The sequence below is a fragment of the Pseudomonas cistanchae genome (assembly GCF_054483635.1).
Map to the genome: position 1 here is coordinate 453,170 of NZ_JBTLWN010000003.1, position 23,034 is coordinate 476,203.

A 23,034-nucleotide genomic window follows, 5' to 3' on the forward strand; every position below is an offset into this window, starting at 1 on the left:
ACGGCCGAATTTCTTTGCATAAACCTGACGGCATACCGCGGTATGCCGACGTTCGCCATGGCTGACCAACTCCGCCTAAGCGCCTGCCAGAGCGCCCCGGTTTGGCCAACCCTCAGTTTCGCTGTTGCTTGATCAGCAGCCGCGCACTGTCCCACCCCACCAGTACCACGGCCAGCCAGATCGGCAGGTACGTCAGCCACTGAGCGACGTCGAAGGATTCACCGAGAAAAACCAGCGCCACCAGAAACAGCAGCACCGGTTCGACATAACTGAGAATGCCGAACAGGCCCAATGGCAGCAGCCGGCTCGACGCCATCATCGCGGCGAACGCTAGCGCGCTGAGCAGCCCCAGGCCCGGCAGCAACCACCAGAGTTGCGGTACTGCGGCGAAAACGCCGCGGGGCCCGCAGACAATAATCAACCCGATGGCGACCGGTAATAGCATCAGCATTTCCAGGACGAAACCAGATAACGCATCCATGCGCATCCAACGACGCAGCATGAAATACGGCGGATAACCCAGGACGGTCACCAGCACTACCCAGGAAAACGCCTGGGTTCGCCACAGTTCATGCAGTACGCCAAGCAGCGCGCAGGCCACCGCCAGTCGCTGCAGCGGGCGCAGGCGTTCGCCATAGAACAGCCGCCCGACCAGGACCATCGCCAGCGGCAGGAGGAAATAACCCAGGGACACCTCGAGCATGCGCCCGGCCAGCGGCGCCCAGACGAACAAGGCCCACTGGATGCCCATCAGCAACGCCGCCAGCGGCAACGCTGTCAGTAACAAGGGTTCGCGGCGCAACCGGGCGCAGGTCGCGCCCAGCACCTGCCACTGCCGCGCCAGGGTAACCAGCAGCAATACCGCGGGAATGGACCACAGCACGCGCTGGGCGAACACCTGCACCCCGTCCAGCGGCGCAAGCAGCTGCACGTAACCGGGCACCAGGGCAAACAGAATCGAGGCGACTATCGACAAACTCACGCCGCGCCCGGACAGTTGCATCGCGTCCTCCTGATCAGATGAAAGCCCGTCGCGGCTTACCTGGCGCGACACGCCATCGCGCGACTGTAACCGCAGTTAAGACCTCACGCGAATGGGCCGATTGAAAGCGCGGCCGAACAAAAGCCCCGATCCCCCTAATCCGTTGTGTTCGGGCGTCGGCGCCCAGGCTGTAAGGGCCGTAGGGTGCGCCATGCGCACCAATACCAATACCAACGCCAATACCGGTGCCTTGTGCGCACGCCCCAGGCGGGCCCGCGCACCCTACCTTTGCGGTCGCTACGCGCAACGTCACGCTGATCCAGGTGCGCCATGCAACACGCTATCGGGCATATCCAATAAAAAAGCCCGGCACACCGCTTGCGCAGGTGGCCGGGCAATCGCGCCCAGGAGCGGCGGGCGCCAGGAGACTCGTTCGATCAGGAAACGGCAGCGATCTGCGCCTTGGCTTCGCTCAGGCCACGCTCCATCGACTCGCCGCCGAGGTTCAGGCCTTCGGCGTGAATGAAACTGACATCGTGAATGCCGATAAAGGCCAGTGCCTGGCGCAGGTAGGGTTCCTGATGATCCATGCTGCCACCGGCATAAATGCCGCCGCGCGCGGTCAGGACGAAGGCGCGCTTGCCGCTGAGCAGCCCCTGCGGGCCGGTTTCGGTGTATTTGAAGGTGACGCCTGCACGCAGCACATGGTCGAGCCAGGCCTTCAGGGTGCTGGGAATCGCGAAGTTGTACATCGGCGCTGCCAGCACCAGTACATCAGCGGCGATCAGCTCGTCGGTCAACAGGTTGGAACGCACCAGCGCTGCACGCTCGGCCTCGCTCTGCTCCTGCGCCGGGGTCATCCAGCCGCCCAGCAGATTGGCGTCCAGGTGCGGCACCTGCTCCACCGCCAAGTCGCGGACGGTGATCTGATCGGCCGGATTGGCAGCCTGCCAGTTGGCAATGAACTGCTGGGTGAGCTGACGCGAGATCGAACCTTGCTGGCGGGCGCTGCTTTCAATGACAAGAACGTTGGACATGAGGCTTACTCCATCGAAGGGGGTTGAAGTCGATGGAGCAACGATATCCAGCAGCCAATCGATTAAAAAGCGCAAAAAATAGCTTCTAATAATCGATTAAATTGATTTATAACAGCGGTCAACTTGTCTCAGTTGCAGCGAATCTAGGGCGTTATTGCAACTCACAGGTCAATTGCACGCGCAGGCGGATGATGCTGCGGGTGAAGCGGACCGTCATGTTGTTGCTCTGCCCGGCGCCCAGGGTGACCTTGCGGGTGCGCGGCGCTTCCGGGCCGTTGCGAAATACCGCGGTACATTCCGCTGCACTTTGGCCGTAGTTGTACAGCCGTACCGCGCCCATGTTGTGGTCGATCTCCTGGGTCGTTGCTGACACTTCAGCGCCGTTGAGTTGTTTCTCCAATTCGATCGGGTACGCCAGGGCGGTGATGGGCAACACAGCGAGCAGCGCAAACAAATAGCTTTTCATTCAGCGGTCTCCAACAAGGAGCCGCCAGTTTAGGGTCAGATCGCGCCAATGTGCACCCGGATTGAGCGACGTCAACCAGTAGAGGAACAACGATGAAGGCGCCCCGCGTCACCCTGGACCAATGGCGAACCCTGCAAGCGGTGGTCGACCAGGGCGGTTTCGCCCAGGCTGCGGAGGTGCTGCACCGCTCGCAGTCATCGGTCAGCTACACCGTTGCGCGCATGCAGGAGCAGCTTGGCGTTCCGCTGCTTCGTATCGACGGGCGCAAAGCGGTGCTCACCGAGGCCGGCGACGTTTTGCTGCGCCGCTCTCGGCAACTGGTCAAGCAGGCCAGCCAGCTGGAAGACCTGGCCCACCATATGGAACAGGGTTGGGAAGCCGAGGTGCGCCTGGTGGTCGATGCCGCGTACCCCAACGCGCGTCTGGTCAGGGCCCTTACCGCGTTCATGCCACAAAGCCGCGGCTGCCGGGTGCGCTTGCGCGAAGAAGTGCTGTCCGGGGTCGAGGAAGTATTGATCGAAGGCACCGCGGACCTGGCGATCAGCGGAGTGAGCATCCAGGGCTTTCTCGGCCGGGAGATGAGCTCGGTGGAATTCATCGCCGTTGCCCACCCTGCCCATCCGCTGCACCAGCTGCAACGGGAGCTGACCTTCCATGATCTGGAAACCCAGATGCAGGTCGTGATCCGCGATTCCGGGCGGCAGCAGCCGCGGGACGTCGGCTGGCTCGGCGCAGAACATCGCTGGACAGTCGGCAGCCTCGCCACCGCCGCCACCTTCGTCAGCAACGGCCTTGGGTTCGCCTGGTTACCGCGCCACCTGCTCGAACGCGAATTGCGCGACGGTCTGCTCAAGCCGTTGCCGCTGAACCAGGGGGGTTGCCGCAACCCGCGGTTTTCCCTGTATGCCAACAAGGACAAGCCGCTTGGCCCGGCCACCCAGATACTCGTCGAGCTGATCCTGCGCTTCGACGCCGCCCCGCTGGACACAGCCTTCGCTGCGCCCTTGCCTTCCGCATGACAGGACGTTGAAGCATGCCCTATCTCGATAAACACGGTTGCCGCCTGTACTACGAAGAACTGGGCCAAGGTGCCCCGCTGCTGCTGGTGCATGGCCTAGGGTCGAGCACCCGCGACTGGGAATACCAGGTAGCGGAGCTCGCCAAGCACTACCGGGTAATCGCCCTGGATGTGCGCGGCCATGGCCGCTCCGACAAACCCCGAGAGCGCTACAGCATTGCCGGCTTTGCCGACGACGTGGCCGCCCTGATCGAGCACCTGCAACTGGGTCCGGTGCACCTGGTCGGGATATCCATGGGCGGCATGATCGGCTTTCAGCTTGGCGTCGACCATCCACAGCTGCTGCGCACGCTGACCGTCGTCAACAGCGGCCCGGAAGTGAAAGCCAGAAGCCCGCGCGATTATCTGGAAATCGCCAAGCGCTGGACCCTGTCACGGCTGCTCAGCCTAGACACCATTGCCAAGGCGCTGGGCAAGCTGCTGTTCCCGAAGCCCGAGCAAGCGGAGCTGCGGCGCAAGATCGAAGAGCGCTGGCCGCAGAATGACAAGCGCGCCTACCTGGCCAGCCTCGACGCCATCATTGGCTGGGGCGTGCGGGAACGCCTGACACGCATCACCTGTCCTACGCTGGTTGTCAGCGCGGACCGCGATTACACCCCGGTCACGCAGAAAGAGGCGTACGTCAGGGAACTGCCCAATGCCCGCTTGCTGGTAATCGAGGATTCACGACACGCTACACCGCTGGACCAGCCGGAGCGCTTCAACAGCAGCCTGCTGGCCTTTCTCGCCGAACACGCAGCACCCAACCTCCAATAAGGAACCCATGAGAATGTTGAAAAAACTCGCCCTCGCCGCCTGCTCCATGCTGCTGGCCAGCAGCCTGTTGGCCGCGGAGAACCCGAAAGTGCTACTGACCACCAGCCTCGGCGAAATAGAAATCGAGCTGGAAGCCGAGAAGGCGCCGATCAGCGTGGCCAACTTCCTCGCCTACGTGGACAGCGGCTATTACAACGGCACCCAGTTCCACCGGGTTATCCCCGGTTTCATGGTGCAGGGCGGCGGCTTTGACGCCCAGATGCAGCAGAAGGAGACTCAGCCTTCGATCAAGAACGAGGCCGACAACGGCCTGCACAACGTTCGCGGCACCCTCGCCATGGCCCGCACCCAGGCGCGTGATTCGGCGACCAGCCAGTTCTTCATCAATCACAAGGACAACGCCTTTCTCGACCACGGTTCCCGCGATTTCGGCTATGCGGTCTTCGGCAAAGTGGTGAGCGGCATGGACGTGGTCGACAAAATCGCCCAGGTGCCGACCGCCAACAGCGGCGGCCACCAGAACGTGCCGCGCGAGCCGGTCCTGATCGTCGAGGCCAAGCGCCTGTAAGGCTGTAAAAAAACAGTGGCCCGTTCGGGCCACTGACTGCTCTTCCTTTCTCGCTAGCGCTACGGCAGCCACCAGCGGTTACCGCGGCGCGCTGGACTTAGCCGCCACAGCAGCCGCAGACAGACATTTCCCCGACCACCGTCGTCGTCCAATTGCCATTCCAGCCGCCTTTGCTTTTGCAGGTTTGCGCGCATTTCTGCTGCGCATCGCTGTTGTTCCAGATCGGTCCGGCCTGCACATCCACCGCTTTGCACTGCCCCTGCATGACATCGTCGAAGATGTGGCTGAGGCTGGCGGAAGGCAGGGTATTGCTTTCGGTGGTCTGGTAGTTATGGCAACCAAAGCAGTTGGAAACGAACGAGGAATTGAGGTCGACATTCTGGAAGGTGGTTTCCATCACCGAATTGGCCAGGCGCATGGAGCCACGCTGATTGGTGATGGTCGACGACGGCTGGGTGATGTCGTTCTCCCACAGCGCGCCGACGTTCATGTAGTTCTGCCAGACCGACATCGGGTTATCGCTCGGCAGGGCGGCCAGGAAACCCTGAATCTGGCTATTCAGGCCATCAATGATGGCGATGTTGTCCGCGCCTTCATGGTCCGTCGGGTTGCTGCCATCGTGGTTGAGCCGGCAGATCTCCGTTGGCGTGCCGGTCAGGCTCGAGCTTGGCGCCGCCGTGTTGAACGCGCATTCGACCGGCGGGTTGGCCAACTGCGCCGCGCAGGTGGCGCTGGTGAACGACCAGCCCGCCGCAGGTGCCGGCGCGGGATTGGTGCATTCGGGCACATTGCTGCGGTGCTCGAAGGTCGCCCAGATGAACTCCGGATGCAATGCCGTGGCGATGACCATGTGAAAACCGATCATGCCCAGCAGCTCGTTACCCGCCACTCCATCGATATTGGCCTCCATCCAGAAATAGCTAGGTTTCTCCGCCTCGCTGATGATCCGCCACGCCGACTTCAGCTCGGTGGTGCCCGCTGGAAAGTTCGGCGCCGCCTGGATCTGCCCCACATTGCACAGGTTGCGGCTGAAGCGTATGTCGTAAAACACCACGTTGCCGTTCTGGTCGTAGATGGTGTCACCCCCGCCCGCCTGACCGGTGCGCTCCGGCAGAACGAATGGCGTATTGGCGTCCAGCGGCTTTTCGGTGCGCACGAACATCGCCTGCAGCGGCGCATCGCTGGAGCAGGAGTCCACTCCCGTGGCCTGCAACAACGGGTAGTCGGTGGCAACCTCGAAATTCCGCACGCTAGGGTCCGCCTGGGAGGGGCTGACCAGGTCGAGGAACCACTGCCAGCTGAACTGGTAGAAGTCGCAGAACTGCGCGTTCGCTCCGTTGGGCACCTCCCCCGGAGGGTTGGGATTGCTGATCCAGCTTTCGCTGGCCGGGCACGCGGGGGCGGCAGACACGGGTGGTACGGTAAGCAGGGGCGCGGCCAGGCAAAGGGCCAGGAATGTTGCCTTGATCAGGCGGGGTTTGAGTGGGTAGGTCATTTTGTTCTCCATGAGCAAACGCGCGAATCGTCCGGTGAATAACGTCAGAACTTTGGCTAGCGGATTGGCTGTCGGTGGTATCTCCTGCTGTGTGGCTGCGCCGCAGCAGCCTGTATGCCTGGCAGTCGACGGCGCTGCATGCGGCAAGGGTGCGTGCTGGGTGAGCGCAGCAAAGGGGGCCGAGGGCGATAGCTCGCACCGGATCAAGGTAGGGGTGTTGCGTCCCTTCATCGTCGCCTCCCATGCTCACGATTGCTTCACCGCAGCAGCCCCCAAAGGGTGCGGCGTTGGCAATCGATGCAGCGGTTCGGAAGCGCGTCGGACTACAGCCAAATGACTCCTGTCTGCGGATGCTTCCTGCACGAATTGACGCTAGAAGAGCGCTGCACGCTTGGCAAGGCGACAGCGGCGATCGGCCCAACGCGCACCAGCCGGGTGCCGCGCCCCGCGGCGCTACATGCCAGGCGAACCGCCGGTTTCCAACCTGGGCTGTGGCGGACAGCGGGATTGCCAGCTGACCAACGGCCGTGCGCCGTAATAGGCCTTCGTGAGGTGTACGGCAATGTGCAGATCGCCCCAGGTGATCCTGCGGGCACCCGGAACGGCTTCCAATTGGGGGTAGAATCGGCCCTCGCTTACTACCAAGGCAGCTGACATGCTGTTCCGCCGCTTCGAAGCCCTGATCGACGTATTCAAACCCAGCCCGGACGTCGAACCCCCCAAGGGGATTCTGCCGTTCTACGCCCATTACCTGCGTCAGGTCTGGCCCTTGATGATCGCCGTGCTGGTCATCGGCTTCTTCGCGGCGATCATCGAAGTGGCGCTGTTCAGCTTCCTTGGCCGCTTGATCGACATGACCCAGGCCACGCCAAGCAGCGCGTTTTTCAGTGAGTATCGCAATGAGCTGCTGTGGATGCTGTTGGTCGCACTGGTGATCCGCCCGCTGGTGTTCGGCCTGCATGATCTGCTGGTCAACCAGGCGATTTCACCGAGCCTGACCAACCTGATCCGCTGGCAGAACCACCGCTACGTGCTCAAGCAGAGCCTGGGCTTCTTCCAGAATGACTTCGCCGGGCGTATCGCCCAGCGCATCATGCAGACCGGCCCCGCCTTGCGTGATTCGGCGCTGCAGGTGGTCGACGCGCTCTGGCACGTGCTGGTGTATGCGGGCAGCGCGATCTATCTGTTTGCCGAAGCTGATGTACGCCTGATCATCCCGTTGCTGCTGTGGATCGTCGGCTACTGCGCGACGCTGTGGTACTTCGTCCCGCGGATCAAGGATCGCTCCGCCACTGCCTCGGCGGCGCGCTCGAAACTGATGGGCCGCGTGGTTGATGGCTACAGCAATATCGCCACCCTCAAGCTGTTCGCCCATACCCGTGAAGAAGAGCACTACGCCCGCGAAGCCATGCAGGAGGTGCTCGACAAGGTACGCCTGCAAACCCGCACGGTGACTGCGCTGGACTTCAGCGTGACCTGCCTGAACGGCCTGCTGATCGGCGCCACCGGTTCGCTGGCACTCTGGCTGTGGAGCGAGAACCTGATCAGCGCCGGCGCCATTGCATTGGCCATCGGCCTGGTGATCCGCATCAACAACATGGCCGAGTGGATCATGTGGGTGGTCAATGGCATCTTCGAGAACGTCGGCACCGTGCAGGACGGCATGAAGACCATTGTCCAGCCCCGCGAGGTGCTTGACCGGCCCGATGCCAAGCCACTGCGGGTCAGCCAGGGCGCGGTACATTTCGACGCCATCGACTTCCATTACGGCAAGCGCGGCGGCGTAATCAGCGGCCTCGACCTGCAGGTACGAGCCGGCGAGAAAATCGGCCTGGTCGGCCCCTCCGGCGCTGGTAAATCCACCCTGGTCAGCCTGCTCCTGCGCCTCTACGACTTGCAAAGCGGGCGCATCCTGATCGATGGTCAGAACATTGCCGAGGTCAACCAGGCAAGCCTACGCGCGCAGATCAGCCTGGTGACCCAGGACACCTCGCTGCTGCACCGCTCGATCCGCGACAACCTGCGTTATGGCAAACCGGACGCCAGCGACGCTGAGCTGCTGGAGGCGGTGCGCAAGGCCCGCGCCGATGGGTTTATCCCCCTGCTGGATGACGGCCAGGGCGGCCGCGGTTTCGATGCGCAGGTTGGCGAACGCGGGGTCAAGCTGTCGGGCGGTCAACGCCAGCGCATCGCGATTGCCCGCGTACTGCTAAAGGATGCGCCGATTCTGGTACTCGACGAGGCGACCTCGGCGCTCGACTCGGAAATCGAAGCGGCGATTCAAGAAAGCCTGGATGTACTGATGCAGGGCAAGACGGTGATCGCCATCGCCCACCGGTTGTCGACCATCGCGCGAATGGACCGCCTGGTCGTGATCGATCAGGGGCGGATCGTCGAAACCGGTAGCCACAGTCAACTGATCGCCAGCGGCGGCCTGTACGCGCGGTTGTGGCAACACCAGACGGGAGGATTTGTCGGCGTCGAATAAGCGCTGCTACAACCCCAGCTCCCGTGCCCTGGCGCTGAAACGCTCGGCCTGCGCGGCATTCGCGGGTATTCCGGCAGCGCCCTCACGGTACATCTGCGCCAGCCGCTGCGCAGCCAGCGGATGACCCGCATCCGCGGCCAGGCTCCACCAGCGCAGCGCCCCCTCGGGGTCCGGCGCGTTGCGGGTATCGCCGGCCATGCTCAACAGGCCCAGCTGGTAAGCCGATTTTCCATCCCCCGCCGCGGCTGCCAGGCGCAGCAAGCGGATGCCCTCTTCCCGCGCGCCAAGGCCTTGGCCACGGAACAGCAGGATATGCCCATAGAAGCTTTGCGCGGCGACATCACCCAGGTTGGCCATGCGCGCGAACTGACCTTCCAGCCAGCGCCAGCCACGTGGCTGCCGGACCAGCCATGACCAGTGAAACAGCCGTCTGGCCACGGCATAACTCAACCGCGCCCGCACACGCATCAACACTTGAAAGTCCTCAGGCTCAGGGCTCCTCGGGGTAGTCGAACTCGAACACGCGCACCACTTCAGCGGCATGCCAGGAAGCGGCCGCGACGCCATCGGACGCGCCGGTAAAGCGGCCGAGGCGAGTCGCGCATTCGAAAAAACCCGTGCGCGGCAGCCGGCTTGCACCCTGGCTGATCACCAATGCGCTGCGCAACGGCCGCTCGGCCCGTGCATCCAGGGTGGCGAGGTGCTCCAGCGCCGCCGCCAGGGTTTGCATGGCTGGGCTGGGCAGCGCCAGGCGCTCGATCAAGGCGCGGTAGGTCAACAGATGGCGCTGGCGCCGCGCGGTGGCCAATTCATCAAGCAGTGCCTGCCAGTGCTGCCGGCTGATGCGCACGCTCAAGAGTCCGCCTCCCACGCCGTGACACCGAGTGTCCAGGCCAGCGAGCGCTGGATAGCCGCATCTGGCTGTCGCTCGCCACTCTCGATCATGCTCAGATAATGCGGGCTGATCCCGACGGCCTTGGCCAATTGTTCCTGGGACAGGCCCTTCTGCTCGCGCAACTGAGTGAGCTCGGAAAGCCGGGGCTGCCGGTCAGGCGCTTTTTCTTCACGCCCCAGGCCTTGCTGGCCCGCCGCCTGCAACAACGCCTGGTACTCCGCCCAGGGCAGTACGGCGTATTCGGGTTCGCCATCGCGCCTGATAACTTGCACATTCATCGTTGGATCTCCGTCCATGTCGACCGTGATCTGCTCACAGCAAAGGGCGTAACCTAAGCGGCCTGCCTGCCGATATGCAAGTACTGGCAATTGGAACTGCGTGGTGCAGCGACTGGCTGATCCGCCGGCGCTCGCCACACCCCAAGCGGTTATTTCTCAGGGTCGTGAGCGAGACTTTTCGGGTCCGGCAACCGTTCGATCACTGCCAGGCGTTCGGGCGTCTGCTTGTCGCGCCATTGGCGAAATGCCTCCAGCTCACCGCTCCAGGTACGTACCACCCAGGCCAGAACCGCCAGATCGTCGATCAGGCCGACGCCAAGCAACCAGTCCGGCACCGTGTCCAGCGGCGTGACCAGATACAGCAGCCCCGCCACCACAGCCAGCAGTGCCTGGCTGCTGATCGCCCGGTATTCCCCCCGCCACCAGGCAAGACAGAGTCCTTGCAGAAGGCGCAGATCATCCTTCACATCGGCGAGCCGATGCCCCTGCTTGCCACCTTTGCGGGCAACCGCTAACAGCAGAACGGGCAACCGCCCTCGCACCAGAAAACGTTGCGCCAAAGGCAGGTAACGGGAAAAGTTTTTCGGTAATTTCATGCTTGCTCCTTGTCGGCCCCGCATGGCTGCTGGGCTGCCTCAGGTTATCCACCGAAACTGTGGATAACCTTGTGAACAGAATCTGGATGAGCGTGGCAAAGGCCCGGCCCACGCGGCCTTGGCTCAGATCGGGCGTTTTTTGCCCAGCAACTAAAAACCAATAAAATCAACAACTTAAAAATTGCAAAAGGTTTTTATCGAGTCACAACGCAATTGCTACGGGGCGTCCTGGCAAATGTGCATAACCGTAACACCGATGCGTCATCAACCCTTCTTTCAGACCCTTAAGTCAACCCCCGGTTCGTGTTTTCGCGACACAGAAACGACAACGCCCCGTCGAGACGGGGCGCTGCAACATCGATGGATTTACTGCTGCGTTGCAGGTGCTGCTTCGGCTTCGCTTGCATCTGGAGCAGCAGGAGCGGCGTTGGCATCCTTGATCCCCAGCAACTCGAGGTCAAACACCAGCACCGAGTTGGAAGGGATGGCCGGAGTCGGGCTCTGGTCGCCATAAGCGAGTTCGCTTGGAATGTAGAGCTTGTACTTCTCGCCAACGTGCATCAGCTGCAGGCCTTCGACCCAGCCTGGGATCACACCGTTGACCGGCAGATCAATAGGGCTGCCACGCTCCACCGAGCTGTCGAATACGGTACCGTCAGTGAGCTTGCCTTCGTAGTGAACTGTCACCACGTCGGTGGCTTTCGGCTGAGCGCCGTCGGCCTTCTTCACAACTTCGTACTGCAGACCGGAAGCGGTGGTGGTGACACCTTCGCGCTTGGCGTTCTCTTCCAGGAACTTCTTGCCGGCCTTGGCCGACTCTTCGTTCATCGCAACCATGCGCTCTTCGGCACGCTTCTGCAGGAAGGCGAAGGCTTCGATCAGCTCTTCGTCTTTCAGGCGCTGTTCTTTCTTGCCGATAGCATCTTCGATGCCCTGGGCCACGGCGTCGGAGTCCAGATCATCCATGCCTTCCTGGGCCAGGCTCTTGCCCATGTTCAGACCGATACCGTAGGAGGCCTTCTGCGCCGGCGTCTCCAGCTTGATTTCGCTGGTTTGCGAATCACAACCTGCGAGAACCAAACCAACCAGGGCGACCGCCGCCGCTAAACGATGTTGTTTCATGCTTATTCCTTGTCCGGTGCGCCCTAGGGCAAACGAGTGAAGGCGCGAGCTTAGCAGGCCGCTGCGATCAATAGCTACCGCCATACGAGCAAGGAAATGCGTATAAGTTCAGATGTTTAGAAGATCTAGCGAGGATTGCAGACAGGGCTGCGAGAAAACTGCGGAAGGAGATGGAGCGAGGAAAAAATGGCGCAGCGGACGGGACTCGAACCCGCGACCCCCGGCGTGACAGGCCGGTATTCTAACCGACTGAACTACCGCTGCGCGTAACTTCAAAAACGAGTTTGGTGGGTGATGACGGGATCGAACCGCCGACCCTCTGCTTGTAAGGCAGATGCTCTCCCAGCTGAGCTAATCACCCTTCACTCTCGAAGTGGGGCGCATTCTAGAGAGCCACCTGGCCCTTGGCAAGCCCTCATTTAAATATTTTCTATCGACACAGCAAAGGCTTAGCGCAGGGTTGGCCTGAGCCGCCAAGGGGAGAATAATGCGCGCTTTGCGTTAACGGAGAGTCATCCCCTCATGTGGTTTCGTAACCTGCTGGTTTATCGCCTCACCCAGAACATCCCGTTTGATGCCGAGGCTCTCGAAGCTGCACTGGCCAGCAAACCAGCGCGTCCCTGCGCCAGCCAGGAGCTGACCACCTATGGCTTCGTCGCGCCCTTCGGCAAAGGTGGCGATGCGCCGCTGGTGCACGTCAGCAGCGACTTCCTGCTGATCGCCGCGCGCAAGGAAGAACGCATGCTGCCCGGCAGCGTGATCCGCGACGCGCTGAAGGACAAGGTCGACGAGATCGAAGCCGAGCAGATGCGCAAGGTCTATAAAAAGGAGCGCGATCAGCTCAAGGACGAAATCGTGCAGTCGTTCCTGCCGCGTGCCTTTATCCGCAAATCGGCGACCTTCGCTGCGATCGCGCCCAAGCAGGGCCTGATTCTGGTCGATGCCTCCAGCCCAAAGCGTGCCGAAGACTTGCTCTCGACCCTGCGCGAAGCCATCGGCTCGCTGCCGGTGCGCCCGTTGACGGTGAAGATTGCCCCGAGCGCGACCCTGACTGACTGGGTCAAGACGCAAAAAGCCGCTGCCGACTTTCACGTGCTGGACGAGTGCGAACTGCGCGACACCCATGAAGATGGCGGCGTTGTGCGCTGCAAGCGCCAGGACCTGACCGGCGACGAAATCCAGTTGCACATGACGTCGGGCAAGCAGGTCACCCAGCTGTCGCTGGCCTGGCAGGACAAGCTGTCATTTGTGCTCGACGATAAACTGGTGATCAAGCGCCTGCGTTTCGAGGACTTGCTGCAGGATCAGGCCGAGCAGGACGGCGGCGACGATGCGCTCGGCCAGCAGGACGCCAGCTTCACCCTGATGATGCTGACCCTGGTCGACTTCCTCCCGGCGCTGTTCGAAGCGCTCGGCGGCGAGGAGATTCCCCAGGGAATCTAAACCGCTACCGGTTCGCCATCGCATCTGTAGCAACGCCGCAGCGGAAGCACCCTCGATCCTCTGCGGCTTGTCTTGTGCAGGCGCACGTGCAGAATACTGCACAACGTGAGGACGACCTCACCACTTCTCGAAGTAACCATTCCGGGGGCGGCCCCGGCTCGCCGTAACTCTGGAGGTTGAAATGTCGTGGATCATTCTGTTTTTCGCCGGCTTGTTCGAAGTCGGCTGGGCGGTCGGCCTGAAGTACACCGACGGCTTCACCCGCCCTCTCCCCACCCTACTGACTGTCGGCGCGATGGCCGTCAGCCTTGGCCTGCTTGGCCTGGCCATGAAGGAACTGCCGCTGGGTACCGCCTATGCCATCTGGACGGGCATCGGCGCGGTCGGCACCGTGATTGCGGGCATCATCCTGTTCGGCGAATCCGCCAGCCTGATCCGCCTGGCCAGCGTGGCGCTGATCGTTTGCGGTCTGCTGGGCCTCAAACTCAGCCACTAACGCTCGCCCGCGTGAAGCTGTAATCACCCGCGCCGGTCTCGACCGGCGCGGGCAGCAGGGCTCACCGCCGCTCGCCGCGCAGTTGAGCAACCTGCTCCTGCAATACGCCGCGCTTGGCTGCCTCGGCGGCAATTGGCGCGCCAGCCACCAGGGTGATCCGCGACCACAGTCGCCGGAACATGCCCTTGTGCGGAGCACGGCTGAAGAAGCTGCCCCACAGCCCCTGCAGCGCCATGGGAATGACCGGCACCGGGTTTTCTTCGAGGATGCGCTCGACCCCGTTTCTGAACTCGTTGAGCTCACCGTCGCCGGTCAGCTTGCCTTCCGGAAAGATGCACACCAGCTCGCCGTTGCGCAGGTACTCGGCGATCTTCTTGAATGCTGCTTCGTAGATCAGCAGGTCTTCGTTGCGCCCGGCAATCGGTACGGTGCCGGCTGTGCGAAAGATGAAATTGAGCACCGGCAAGTTGTAGATCTTGTAGTACATGACGAAGCGTATCGGCCGGCGCACCGCACCGCCGATCAGCAGCGCATCGACGAAGGACACATGGTTGCAGACCAGTACCGCCGCACCTTCATCCGGGATCTGCTGCAGGTCCTTATGCTCGACCCGGTACATCGAATGGCCGAGCAGCCAGATGAGAAAGCGCATGCTGAACTCGGGCACGATCTTGAAGATGTAGGTGTTGACCGCGATGTTCATCAACGACACCGCGAGGAACAGCTGCGGAATCGACAGCTCAGCAAGGCTCAGAAACAAAATCGAGACGATCGCCGAAACCACCATGAACAGCGCATTGAGGATGTTGTTCGCCGCAATCACCCGCGCCCGCTCGTGCTCCACCGTCCGCGACTGGATCAGCGCATACAGCGGCACGATGTAGAAGCCGCCGAACAGGCCAATACCGAGGATCGAACCGAGGATCCACCAGGCCTGCCCATGGCTCAGCACCGCGAGCCAGTCGTGGGCCGCCTCGCCCTGGGGGAAGCCGCCGGAGTGCCACCACAGCAGGATGCCAAACAGGGTCAGGCCGAGGGAGCCAAACGGTACCAGGCCGATTTCCACCTTGTGCCCGCTCATGCGTTCGCAAAGCATCGATCCCAGGGCGATGCCGACGGAGAACACGGTGAGAATCAGGGTCACCACACTCTCGTCGCCATACAGCCACTCCTTGGCGTAGGCGGGAATCTGGGTCAGGTAGATCGCGCCGAGAAACCAGAACCACGAGTTGCCGACCAGCGAGCGTGATACCGCCGGACGCTGGCCCAGGCCGAGTTTCATGGTCAGCCAGGATTGGCGAAAGATATTCCAGTCCAGCTTCAGTTCCGGCAGCGCCGGCGCCGCGGCAGGGATCGCGCGACTGGCCAGGTAGCCGAGCACGGCAACCAGCACGACCGAGCCTGCGACAAGGCTGGCGTACCCGCTGCTGGCCATCATGATCCCGGCGCCGATGGTGCCAGCCAGAATGGCCAGAAATGTGCCCATTTCCACCAGGGCATTACCGCCCACCAGCTCCTCTTCACGCAGGTGCTGCGGCAGGATCGAATACTTCACCGGGCCGAACAGCGCCGACTGGGTGCCCATGGCGAACAGCACGCCCAGCATCAACGGCAGGTTGTCCAGCAGCACACCGGCGGCGCCGGCAAGCATGATCACGATCTCGGCGAACTTGATCTTGCGGATCAGCGAATCCTTGGCGAATTTTTCGCCGAACTGCCCGCCCAGCGCCGAAAACAGGAAGAACGGCAGGATGAACAGCAAGGCGCACAGGTTGACGAGCAGGTCGCGGTCGGCGCTTACCGTCAATTTGTAGAGGATCGCGAGGATCAACGACTGCTTGAAGATGTTGTCGTTGAAGGCGCCAAGCAATTGGGTGGTGAAGAACGGCAGGAAGCGCTTGTTGCGGAGCAAGGCGAACTGCGAGTGCTGGGTCATCGTCCGTGTACCTATTTCTAAGGCTGACTGGGGGGCGTCGAGCATTGGACTGCAAGACGCAGGCGCAACGCCATAGCTATCGCCAACATTTGCCAGGTTTTTCCGCGCAAATCGAGTTAAAGCGGGAGTTGCCCCAACGCCCAGCGCAGCATGAAAAATACCAGCAGCCCGCCGCCAATGGTTGCCAGCAGATGGCGGGTCAGCGCCGCGATGGCGATGGCTACGAGGCCCGCTAGCAGGTAGGCATTGTCCAACCGCAGCGCCAATTGCTGGCCATCGGGAATCAGCATGCCGGGCACGACGATGGCCGTCAGCACCGCCGTGGGAACGTAATGCAAACCCTGACGCACCAGCGGTGGGAAACGCAGGTCGGGAAAGGCGAACAGGCTGTAGCGGATCACGAAGGTGATCAGCGCCATGCCGGCAATCAGCAGCCAGATGTCCATTTACGTGCCCTCCTCGACCGTCGCGCGGCTGCCACGCCGTTCCAATACCACGCCAATGGCGATGCCACAGAACGCTGCGGCCATCAAGCCAAGCTTGTAGGGCCAGGCGTGACATGCCAGTGCCACGGCGCCCGCCACCAGCGCCGCGGCGATTTGCGGCTGGTTGCGCAGTGCGGGCACTACGATGCCGATAAAGGTCGCCAGCATGGCGAAATCCAGCCCCCAGCCCGCCAGGTTCGGCACGCTCTGGCCGAACAGCGCGCCGGTCAACGAGCTGCTTACCCAGGACAGATAGAGCGCCAACGCCACACTTGCGTGGTACCACTGCGCATAGCCGGCCATGCCGCGTGACAGGTAGCGGCGTTGTACCACCGCAAAGGTTTCATCGGTCAGGCCGAACGCCAGCGGCAGGCGCCAGCGCTGCGACAGTTGCCCGACATAAGGCTGCAGCGCTGCGCTGTAGAGCACATGGCGCAGGTTGACGATCAGCGTGGTGAACAGAATCACCGCCGCTCCGGTGCCCGCCGTCAGCAGGCTGATGGCGATGAACTGCGCCGAGCCGGCGTAGACCAGCAGCGACATGCCCACTGCCTGCCACAGGCTGAGCCCCGCCAGGCTGGCCAACGCGCCATAGATCAGACCGAACGGCAAAATGCCGACGATCATTGGAATGCTGTCGCGAACACCGGATAAAAAGACGTGCGAACGGGTCATGGTCGTTCCTCCAGCGCGCAGCCTAGCGCCTGGCCGACCAGCCGTCTTGAATGATCTTGCGCAGTTGCACACGGCCAGCGAACGGCCTTAGCGTCTGTAGGCGATCCCTCGAGCAACTGCCCTATGCGGACGAAGACACTACGGAGCAGGCCTTGCGATAGGTGGCCGGCCCTACGCCGTAGGCCTGTTTGAACTGACGACTCAGGTGGCTCTGGTCGGCGAACCCCAGCTGCATGGCCACCGCCACTGGCAGGCAGCCCTGCTTCAACAGGCTGCGCGCCTGTTCCAGGCGGCGCTGCAGTAGCCAGGTGTGCGGCGGCATGCCGGTGGCGCGGCGAAACACGCGGGCGAAATGAAACGGCGACAACGCCACTGCCGCGGCCAGCTCTTCCAGCGACGGCGGATTGGCGATGCGGCTGGCGAGCAGTTCCTTGGCCCGCTTCACCGCGAGGGGCTCATGCCCTGGAGCGATACCCGCCGGCAAGCGGGCATGACGGCGAAACAGCAGCTCGATCGCCTCGCGCCAGGCCAACTGCTGGTGCAGCGCGCTGGCCGGGCTGTCGAGCAGACGGTGCAACTCGCTGAACACCCGGCTTACCAGCGGGTCGTGCAACACGCTGTCCTCGAAACTGGGCAGGCCGCCGCGCCCCAGCTGCAGCTCATCCAGCACCGGAACGATCTGCTCGATCGGCGGGTAAAACGCGCGGTAGCGCCAGCCCTGTTCATGGGCCTTGGAACCGGTATGCAATTCGTCCGGGTTGATCATCACCATGCTGCCGACCGGCGCGAGGTGATCGCTGCCGCGGTGACGAAAGCGCTGGGCACCGCGCTCGATCACGGTAAACACATAGCCTTCGTGAACATGCGGGGCGAAGCGCTGTTCGATGTAGTGGGCGTGCAGCAGCTCCACGCCCGCCAACTCGCGGGACTGCCAGAACCGGGTCTGCTCGACGCCCTCCTGCTGCATGCTCAACCGCCGAAGCGCGCCTCCAGCTGTTGCTTGATGGCCGGCCATTCCTGATCGGTGATGCTGTAGAGCACGCTGTCGTCCAGGCGTCCATCGGCCAGTCGGCGATGGTTGCGCAACACGCCTTCGCGCTGGGCACCGAGCTTTTCAATGGCGCGCTGCGAACGCTGATTGCTGCCGGCAGTTTTCAGCTGCACCCGCACCATGCGCCAGCTTTCGAAGGCATGACGCAGCATCAGGTATTTGACCGTGTTGTTCAGGCCGGTGCCGTGCTGGCTGCTGTCGAGCCAGGTCCAGCCAATTTCGGCGGCCGGCAGGCTGGGCATGAAATCACCAAAGCGAGTGGTGCCGACCAGTTGCTCGCCGAGACGGATCACGAACGGCAGGGACTTGCCTTCGCGCTGTTCGGTCAGCCCGCTGCGGTACCAGTCCAGGCGTTGCGGGCCGTTCATGTAGACCAGCTCCTGACGGTTGGCTTCGGCCAGTGTGACTAGCGCTGGAATATCGGCATCGAGCATGGGTTCGATACGCAACGCTCCGCGCTGCAGGGTAATCAATTGCGGCTTGAACATGGGGTCCCTCCTCCGACTAGGCGCAAGCGCGCCACGCTAACAGGGCAGGTGCCCGACCACAATTGCCCGCGCGCATCGGCGCACGGATTGATGGGTGTATTTGCGACCTTGGTCGCGCCTGACGGCACGCCACTTTGCTGCGACACTGCTGAGCATTCATTTCACGTATCGTCTCGTTTTAGCGGGCTGCGCTCGACCTCGTACGGTTTGATCACGGATCTACCAACGCCGCGCCGGCCGGTTTTCACGCTGAGCCTATGACCGAATAAGTTCCACATAGTTTGCTGCCGGGGTGTTCATGTCGTTGTCCAGCGGGCTGATCGCAGCGGTCGCCTTGATCTACATGGCTGTTCTGTTTGCCATCGCCTTCTATGGCGACCGTCGCCGCACGCCGATGCCGCCGCGGGCGAGCGCCTGGGTCTACAGCCTCTCGCTGGCCGTGTACTGCACCAGCTGGACGTTTTTCGGTGCGGTCGGTCAGGCCGCCGAACAGCTCTGGTCGTTCCTGCCCATCTACCTCGGGCCGATCATCGTGTTGCTGTTCGCGCCCTGGGTGCTGCAGAAAATGGTGATGATCAGCAAACAGGAAAACATCACCTCGATTGCCGACTTCATCGCCGCGCGCTATGGCAAGTCGCAATCCCTGGCGGTGGTGGTGGCGCTGATCTGCCTGGTCGGCGTGCTGCCTTATATAGCCCTGCAGCTCAAAGGCATCGTCCTCGGCGTGAACCTGCTGATCGGCACCAGCGCAGGCGCCAATGGCACCAGCGCCCAGGACACGGCACTGATCGTCTCGCTGGTGCTGGCGCTGTTCACCATTCTGTTCGGCACCCGCAACCTGGACGTCACCGAACACCACCGCGGCATGGTGCTGGCCATCGCCTTCGAATCGCTGGTCAAACTGCTGGCGTTTCTCGCCGTCGGCGCATTCGTCACTTACGGCCTGTACAACGGCTTCGCCGACCTGTTCAGCCAGGCCAAGACCAGCCCAGCACTGGAGGATTTCTGGGCGGAAGCGGTGAACTGGCCGGCGATGCTGATGCAGACTGGCCTGGCGATGATCGCCATCATCTGCCTGCCGCGGCAATTCCACGTCGCCGTGGTGGAAAACATCGATCCTGCCGACCTCAAGCTGGCACGCTGGGTGTTTCCGCTGTACCTGGTGCTGGCCGCACTGTTCGTGGTGCCGATCGCCCTGGCCGGGCAGATGCTGCTGCCGGCTGGCGTCACCCCCGATTCATTCGTCATCAGCCTGCCGCTGGCCCAGGCTCATCCTGGGCTGGCGATGCTCGCCTTTATCGGCGGCGCATCGGCCGCCACCGGCATGGTGATCGTCGCCTCGGTGGCGCTGTCGACGATGATTTCCAACGACATGCTGCTGCCCTGGCTACTGCGCCGGCAGAATACCGAGCGGCCGTTCGAGGCCTTCCGTTACTGGATGCTCACCGCCCGCCGGGTCAGCATCGTGCTGATCCTGCTGCTGGCCTATGTGTGTTATCGCCTGCTCGGCTCGAATGCCAGCCTGGCAACCATCGGCCAGGTCTCGTTCGCCGCCATCGGCCAACTGGCGCCGGCGATGTTCGGCGCACTGGTGTGGAAGCAGGCCAATCGGCGTGGGGTCTTTGCCGGGCTGATCTTTGGCGCGCTGATCTGGTTCTACACCCTGATCATGCCCCTGGTGGCGCGCAGCCTGGGCTGGTCGCTGGACAGCCTGCCGGGGTTGCAGGCGCTGTTGTATGCGCCTATCGGTTTCGAGGTCGATGCCCTGACCCGCGGCGTGGTGCTGTCGCTGGCGGGCAACTTCCTGTTGTTCGCCTGGGTGTCGTATTTTTCCCGCACCCGGGTCTCCGAACACTGGCAGGCCGGGCGCTTCATCAGCCAGGACTTCGGCGCCAAACCGAGCAGTCGCAGCATGCTGGCGGTGCAGGTCGAGGACTTGCTGCTGCTGGCCAGCCGCTTCGTTGGCGAGGAGCGCGCACGCGAAAGCTTCAGCCGTTTCGCCTCTCGCCAAGGCAAGGATTTCAACCCCAGCCAGCCCGCCAACAGCGAGTGGATCGCCCATACCGAACGCTTGCTGGCCGGCGTGCTCGGCGCCTCGTCGACTCGCGCAGTGGTCAAGGCTGCCATCGAAGGGCGGGAAATGCAGGTCGAGGATGTGGTGCGCATCGTCGGCGAAGCCAGCGAGGTGCTGCAGTTCAACCGCGCCCTGCTGCAAGGGGCGATCGAGAACATCACCCAGGGCATCAGCGTGGTCGATCAGGCCTTGCGCCTGGTGGCCTGGAACCATCGCTACATCGAACTGTTCGACTACCCCGACGGCCAGGTGTATGTCGGCCGGCCGGTGGCCGAGCTGATTCGCTTCAACGCCGAGCGCGGCCTGCTCGGTGGCGGCGATATCGACGAGCATGTGAACAAGCGCCTGTACTGGATGCGCCAGGGCACCGCGCACACCTCGGAGCGCCTGTTCCCCAACGGCCGGGTCATCGAACTGATTGGCAACCCGATGCCCGGCGGCGGTTTCGTCATGAGCTTCACCGACATCACCGAATTCCGCGAGGCCGAACGCGCGCTCAAGGAGGCCAATGAAGGCCTGGAGCAACGGGTCATCGAGCGCACCCATGAGCTGTCCCAGCTCAATCAGGCGCTGATTGAAGCCAAGGGCACCGCCGAGTCGGCCAACCAGTCGAAAACCCGCTTTCTCGCCGCCGTCAGTCATGACCTGATGCAGCCATTGAACGCCGCTCGGCTGTTTTCCGCCGCCCTCTCCCACCAGGAAGAAGCGCTGCCGCGTGAAGCCAAGGAACTGGTGCGTCACCTCGACAGCTCGTTGCGCTCGGCAGAGGACCTGATCAGCGATCTGCTGGATATCTCGCGCCTGGAAAACGGCCGCATCAGCCCCGAGCGCAACGCGTTTCCGCTGGCCACCCTGTTCGACACCCTCGGCGCGGAATTCCGCGTACTGGCCGCCGAACAGGGCATCGACCTGCGCGTGCGCGGCAGCCGCCAGTGGGTGGACAGCGACATCAAACTGCTGCGTCGGGTGCTGCAGAACTTCCTGACCAACGCCTTCCGCTACGCCAAGGGCCGCGTGTTGCTCGGCGTACGCCATTGCCCCGGCCAGCTGCGCCTGGAAGTCTGGGACCGCGGCCCCGGTATTCCCGAGGACAAGCGCAAGGTGATCTTCGAAGAGTTCAAGCGCCTGGACAGCCACCAGACCCGTGCGGAAAAAGGCCTGGGGCTGGGCCTGGCGATTGCCGATGGCCTCTGCCGCGTGCTCGATCACCCCATCGAGGTACGCTCCTGGCCGGGTCGCGGCAGCGTGTTCAGCGTCAGCGTGCCGCTGGCCCGCGCCCCCGCACCGTCCGTCCAGCACGCCAGCAATGCGCCGGTCGGCCAGCTGCTGACCGGCAGCCAGGTGCTGTGCATCGACAACGAGGACAGCATTCTTACCGGCATGCACAGCTTGCTGTCGCGCTGGGGGTGTCAGGTGTGGACCGCCCGCAATCGCCTGGAATGCGAGCACCTGCTCAGCGAAGAGGTGCGCCCGCACCTGGCCCTGGTCGACTACCACCTCGATGAAGGCGATACCGGCACCGAGCTGATGGCCTGGCTGCGCACCCGCCTGGGTGAACCGGTACCGGGCGTGGTGATCAGCGCCGACGGTCGCCCCGAACTGATCGCCGCGATCCATGCCGCCGGCCTCGACTACCTGGCCAAGCCGGTCAAGCCGGCAGCGCTGCGGGCGCTACTCAGCCGCCATCTGAAGCTGCGGTAGGCGTTGTAGTGGCTGGCCGTTGCGCCCCATAAGCCAGTGACTCCATAGGCGTCTCGGCCGAACGGCCACGCGCCCAACCATTCCTGACCTGGGCAACGACCTACCGCGGCCTCCGACTAAACTGCAGCGATCACACCCTACCGAGGACGCCATGCCCGAAGCCTTGGATACCCTGCTGAATTTCGTCAGTGCCCTAGCGATCGGCCTGCTGATCGGTGCCGAACGCGGCTGGCAGGAGCGCAACAGCGAGGACGGCCAGTTTGCCGCGGGCATCCGTACCTTTGGCTTGAGCGCCCTGCTCGGCGGCATCGTCTCGTCCACCGCAATGACCGTTTCCCTCGCCCGCCTGAACCAGGGCCGCCAGTTGCAAGCGCTGCTCGCCTGCGGCTTGCTGACCACCTCGGCGCTGATGTTTCCGCGGGTGCTGCTGGAGGTCGGCCTGATCAACGCCAAGCTCTTGCCGCACTTGATCTGGCCCCTGAGCGCAGCGGCAGCGGTCTATGCCCTGGGCGCGCTGTTCTACTACCGGCTCGCCAGCAAGCAGAACGATGAAAACGCCGAACCACCGCTGAAAAACCCCTTCGAACTAGGGCCGGCCCTGCGGTTCGGCATGTTGTTACTGCTGATTCTGTTTCTGGTGGAGGCGGCGCAACACTGGCTCGGCGACGCCGGGGTCTATCTGGTGGCGCTGGTCTCCGGACTGGCCGATGTCGATGCCATCACCCTGTCGCTAGCGCGCAGCGCGGATGGCGAATTGAGCGCTCAGGTGGCGGTACACGGTATCTTCCTCGCAGCACTAAGCAATAGTCTGGTCAAAGGTCTGCTGATCGCCCTAATCGGCGGCCGCCAATTGGCCCTGCGCACCCTGCCGGTAATGGCCGCGGGCTTGCTCGCCGGCCTCGCAGTGCTGCTACTGCTTTAACA

General features: G+C 62.9%; 22 protein-coding genes and 2 tRNA genes. 8 read left to right on the top strand and 16 right to left on the bottom strand.

The genetic code is table 11. The features are described 5' to 3' along the window. Positions 1-112 precede the first annotated feature (112 nt). From rarD to ACX0MV_RS12160, 3 genes are all read right to left on the bottom strand, one after another. Positions 113-1,003 (bottom strand): EamA family transporter RarD, encoded by an 891-nt coding sequence (gene rarD, locus ACX0MV_RS12150; RefSeq protein WP_458982760.1) that lies wholly within the window; start codon positions 1,001-1,003, stop codon positions 113-115. Positions 1,004-1,419: 416 nt separating this feature from the next. Then, a complete protein-coding gene (locus tag ACX0MV_RS12155; protein WP_458982761.1) occupies positions 1,420-2,019 on the bottom strand; it encodes an FMN-dependent NADH-azoreductase in 600 nt (199 codons plus the stop codon). Between the two features lie 151 nt (positions 2,020-2,170). Next, entirely contained in the window at positions 2,171-2,485 is a 315-nt protein-coding gene (locus ACX0MV_RS12160) for a 3-phosphoglycerate kinase (RefSeq protein ID WP_458982762.1), read from the bottom strand. Positions 2,486-2,577: 92 nt separating this feature from the next. On the opposite strand from ACX0MV_RS12160, the gene ACX0MV_RS12165 reads away from it, so the two are divergent. The 3 genes from ACX0MV_RS12165 to ACX0MV_RS12175 are packed head-to-tail and all read left to right on the top strand — an operon-like array spanning position 2,578 to position 4,887. After that, positions 2,578-3,504, top strand: coding sequence for a PA3225 family LysR-type transcriptional regulator (locus tag ACX0MV_RS12165; protein ID WP_458982763.1), 927 nt, complete (start codon positions 2,578-2,580; stop codon positions 3,502-3,504). A 14-nt stretch (positions 3,505-3,518) separates the two neighbouring features. Then, positions 3,519-4,319 carry an alpha/beta fold hydrolase gene (locus ACX0MV_RS12170; RefSeq protein WP_458982764.1) on the top strand — a complete coding sequence of 267 codons (801 nt, stop codon included), beginning with the start codon at positions 3,519-3,521 and terminating at the stop codon, positions 4,317-4,319. A gap of 13 nt (positions 4,320-4,332) precedes the next feature. Beyond that, positions 4,333-4,887 carry a peptidylprolyl isomerase gene (locus ACX0MV_RS12175; protein WP_458982765.1) on the top strand — a complete coding sequence of 185 codons (555 nt, stop codon included), beginning with the start codon at positions 4,333-4,335 and terminating at the stop codon, positions 4,885-4,887. A gap of 97 nt (positions 4,888-4,984) precedes the next feature. Here the strand turns inward: ACX0MV_RS12175 and ACX0MV_RS12180 are convergent, their stop codons facing one another. Beyond that, entirely contained in the window at positions 4,985-6,382 is a 1,398-nt protein-coding gene (locus tag ACX0MV_RS12180; protein ID WP_458982766.1) for a mannan-binding lectin, read from the bottom strand. 655 nt (positions 6,383-7,037) lie between these two features. Between ACX0MV_RS12180 and ACX0MV_RS12185 the strand changes: the two genes are divergently transcribed. Continuing rightward, positions 7,038-8,870 carry an ABC transporter ATP-binding protein gene (locus tag ACX0MV_RS12185; protein WP_458982767.1) on the top strand — a complete coding sequence of 611 codons (1,833 nt, stop codon included), beginning with the start codon at positions 7,038-7,040 and terminating at the stop codon, positions 8,868-8,870. A gap of 6 nt (positions 8,871-8,876) precedes the next feature. On the opposite strand, the gene ACX0MV_RS12190 is transcribed toward ACX0MV_RS12185, so the two are convergent. The 7 genes from ACX0MV_RS12190 to ACX0MV_RS12220 all read right to left on the bottom strand — a co-directional run bounded on the left by ACX0MV_RS12190 (position 8,877) and on the right by ACX0MV_RS12220 (position 12,122). Then, positions 8,877-9,338 (bottom strand): tetratricopeptide repeat protein, encoded by a 462-nt coding sequence (locus ACX0MV_RS12190; RefSeq protein ID WP_458982815.1) that lies wholly within the window; start codon positions 9,336-9,338, stop codon positions 8,877-8,879. 22 nt (positions 9,339-9,360) lie between these two features. After that, a complete protein-coding gene (locus ACX0MV_RS12195) occupies positions 9,361-9,726 on the bottom strand; it encodes a hypothetical protein (protein WP_458982768.1) in 366 nt (121 codons plus the stop codon). Continuing rightward, positions 9,723-10,043 carry a helix-turn-helix domain-containing protein gene (locus tag ACX0MV_RS12200; RefSeq protein WP_458982769.1) on the bottom strand — a complete coding sequence of 107 codons (321 nt, stop codon included), beginning with the start codon at positions 10,041-10,043 and terminating at the stop codon, positions 9,723-9,725. Before ACX0MV_RS12200 ends, ACX0MV_RS12195 begins: the two co-directional genes overlap by 4 nt. A 149-nt stretch (positions 10,044-10,192) precedes the next feature. Further along, complete coding sequence (locus ACX0MV_RS12205; RefSeq protein WP_458982770.1) at positions 10,193-10,639, bottom strand: YkvA family protein; 447 nt, start codon at positions 10,637-10,639, stop codon at positions 10,193-10,195. Positions 10,640-11,005: 366 nt separating this feature from the next. After that, positions 11,006-11,761 carry a BamJ family beta-barrel-assembly machinery protein gene (bamJ, locus tag ACX0MV_RS12210; RefSeq protein ID WP_458982771.1) on the bottom strand — a complete coding sequence of 252 codons (756 nt, stop codon included), beginning with the start codon at positions 11,759-11,761 and terminating at the stop codon, positions 11,006-11,008. 187 nt (positions 11,762-11,948) lie between these two features. Then, positions 11,949-12,025: transfer RNA gene (locus tag ACX0MV_RS12215), tRNA-Asp, on the bottom strand. A gap of 21 nt (positions 12,026-12,046) precedes the next feature. Further along, positions 12,047-12,122 (bottom strand) — tRNA-Val (locus ACX0MV_RS12220). Positions 12,123-12,283: 161 nt separating this feature from the next. On the opposite strand from ACX0MV_RS12220, the gene rdgC reads away from it, so the two are divergent. Both rdgC and sugE read left to right on the top strand, forming a co-directional pair. After that, positions 12,284-13,204, top strand: coding sequence for a recombination-associated protein RdgC (gene rdgC, locus ACX0MV_RS12225; RefSeq protein ID WP_458982772.1), 921 nt, complete (start codon positions 12,284-12,286; stop codon positions 13,202-13,204). A 181-nt stretch (positions 13,205-13,385) separates the two neighbouring features. Then, positions 13,386-13,700 carry a quaternary ammonium compound efflux SMR transporter SugE gene (sugE, locus tag ACX0MV_RS12230; RefSeq protein ID WP_458982773.1) on the top strand — a complete coding sequence of 105 codons (315 nt, stop codon included), beginning with the start codon at positions 13,386-13,388 and terminating at the stop codon, positions 13,698-13,700. 61 nt (positions 13,701-13,761) lie between these two features. On the opposite strand, the gene ACX0MV_RS12235 is transcribed toward sugE, so the two are convergent. The 5 genes from ACX0MV_RS12235 to ACX0MV_RS12255 form a co-directional block, all read right to left on the bottom strand. Beyond that, a complete protein-coding gene (locus ACX0MV_RS12235; RefSeq protein ID WP_458982774.1) occupies positions 13,762-15,636 on the bottom strand; it encodes an MFS transporter in 1,875 nt (624 codons plus the stop codon). A 116-nt stretch (positions 15,637-15,752) separates the two neighbouring features. Beyond that, positions 15,753-16,082: an AzlD domain-containing protein gene (locus ACX0MV_RS12240; RefSeq protein WP_458982775.1), complete on the bottom strand. Its 330-nt coding sequence runs from the start codon at positions 16,080-16,082 to the stop codon at positions 15,753-15,755. Beyond that, entirely contained in the window at positions 16,083-16,796 is a 714-nt protein-coding gene (locus ACX0MV_RS12245) for an AzlC family ABC transporter permease (protein ID WP_458982776.1), read from the bottom strand. It lies immediately after the preceding gene. A gap of 121 nt (positions 16,797-16,917) precedes the next feature. Beyond that, complete coding sequence (locus ACX0MV_RS12250) at positions 16,918-17,763, bottom strand: AraC family transcriptional regulator (RefSeq protein WP_458982777.1); 846 nt, start codon at positions 17,761-17,763, stop codon at positions 16,918-16,920. A gap of 2 nt (positions 17,764-17,765) precedes the next feature. Then, entirely contained in the window at positions 17,766-18,335 is a 570-nt protein-coding gene (locus ACX0MV_RS12255; protein ID WP_458982778.1) for a GNAT family N-acetyltransferase, read from the bottom strand. 298 nt (positions 18,336-18,633) lie between these two features. Between ACX0MV_RS12255 and ACX0MV_RS12260 the strand changes: the two genes are divergently transcribed. Then, positions 18,634-22,110, top strand: coding sequence for a hybrid sensor histidine kinase/response regulator (locus ACX0MV_RS12260; RefSeq protein WP_458982779.1), 3,477 nt, complete (start codon positions 18,634-18,636; stop codon positions 22,108-22,110). A gap of 151 nt (positions 22,111-22,261) precedes the next feature. Then, the gene (locus ACX0MV_RS12265) at positions 22,262-23,032 is read left to right on the top strand and encodes an MgtC/SapB family protein (protein WP_458982780.1); all 771 of its coding nucleotides are present in this window, start codon (positions 22,262-22,264) and stop codon (positions 23,030-23,032) included. The last annotated feature ends 2 nt before the right edge of the window (positions 23,033-23,034 follow it).

What these genes read in the sequence shown, in the direction of transcription:
- rarD (WP_458982760.1), bottom strand. Translation starts at nt 1,003, where the DNA reads ATGCAACTGTCCGGGCGCGGCGTGAGTTTGTCGATAGTCGCCTCGATT.
- ACX0MV_RS12155 (WP_458982761.1), bottom strand. Translation starts at nt 2,019, where the DNA reads ATGTCCAACGTTCTTGTCATTGAAAGCAGCGCCCGCCAGCAAGGTTCG.
- ACX0MV_RS12160 (WP_458982762.1), bottom strand. Translation starts at nt 2,485, where the DNA reads ATGAAAAGCTATTTGTTTGCGCTGCTCGCTGTGTTGCCCATCACCGCC.
- ACX0MV_RS12165 (WP_458982763.1), top strand. Translation starts at nt 2,578, where the DNA reads ATGAAGGCGCCCCGCGTCACCCTGGACCAATGGCGAACCCTGCAAGCG.
- ACX0MV_RS12170 (WP_458982764.1), top strand. Translation starts at nt 3,519, where the DNA reads ATGCCCTATCTCGATAAACACGGTTGCCGCCTGTACTACGAAGAACTG.
- ACX0MV_RS12175 (WP_458982765.1), top strand. Translation starts at nt 4,333, where the DNA reads ATGTTGAAAAAACTCGCCCTCGCCGCCTGCTCCATGCTGCTGGCCAGC.
- ACX0MV_RS12180 (WP_458982766.1), bottom strand. Translation starts at nt 6,382, where the DNA reads ATGACCTACCCACTCAAACCCCGCCTGATCAAGGCAACATTCCTGGCC.
- ACX0MV_RS12185 (WP_458982767.1), top strand. Translation starts at nt 7,038, where the DNA reads ATGCTGTTCCGCCGCTTCGAAGCCCTGATCGACGTATTCAAACCCAGC.
- ACX0MV_RS12190 (WP_458982815.1), bottom strand. Translation starts at nt 9,338, where the DNA reads ATGCGTGTGCGGGCGCGGTTGAGTTATGCCGTGGCCAGACGGCTGTTT.
- ACX0MV_RS12200 (WP_458982769.1), bottom strand. Translation starts at nt 10,043, where the DNA reads ATGAATGTGCAAGTTATCAGGCGCGATGGCGAACCCGAATACGCCGTA.
- ACX0MV_RS12205 (WP_458982770.1), bottom strand. Translation starts at nt 10,639, where the DNA reads ATGAAATTACCGAAAAACTTTTCCCGTTACCTGCCTTTGGCGCAACGT.
- bamJ (WP_458982771.1), bottom strand. Translation starts at nt 11,761, where the DNA reads ATGAAACAACATCGTTTAGCGGCGGCGGTCGCCCTGGTTGGTTTGGTT.
- rdgC (WP_458982772.1), top strand. Translation starts at nt 12,284, where the DNA reads ATGTGGTTTCGTAACCTGCTGGTTTATCGCCTCACCCAGAACATCCCG.
- sugE (WP_458982773.1), top strand. Translation starts at nt 13,386, where the DNA reads ATGTCGTGGATCATTCTGTTTTTCGCCGGCTTGTTCGAAGTCGGCTGG.
- ACX0MV_RS12235 (WP_458982774.1), bottom strand. Translation starts at nt 15,636, where the DNA reads ATGACCCAGCACTCGCAGTTCGCCTTGCTCCGCAACAAGCGCTTCCTG.
- ACX0MV_RS12240 (WP_458982775.1), bottom strand. Translation starts at nt 16,082, where the DNA reads ATGGACATCTGGCTGCTGATTGCCGGCATGGCGCTGATCACCTTCGTG.
- ACX0MV_RS12245 (WP_458982776.1), bottom strand. Translation starts at nt 16,796, where the DNA reads ATGACCCGTTCGCACGTCTTTTTATCCGGTGTTCGCGACAGCATTCCA.
- ACX0MV_RS12250 (WP_458982777.1), bottom strand. Translation starts at nt 17,763, where the DNA reads ATGCAGCAGGAGGGCGTCGAGCAGACCCGGTTCTGGCAGTCCCGCGAG.
- ACX0MV_RS12255 (WP_458982778.1), bottom strand. Translation starts at nt 18,335, where the DNA reads ATGTTCAAGCCGCAATTGATTACCCTGCAGCGCGGAGCGTTGCGTATC.
- ACX0MV_RS12260 (WP_458982779.1), top strand. Translation starts at nt 18,634, where the DNA reads ATGTCGTTGTCCAGCGGGCTGATCGCAGCGGTCGCCTTGATCTACATG.
- ACX0MV_RS12265 (WP_458982780.1), top strand. Translation starts at nt 22,262, where the DNA reads ATGCCCGAAGCCTTGGATACCCTGCTGAATTTCGTCAGTGCCCTAGCG.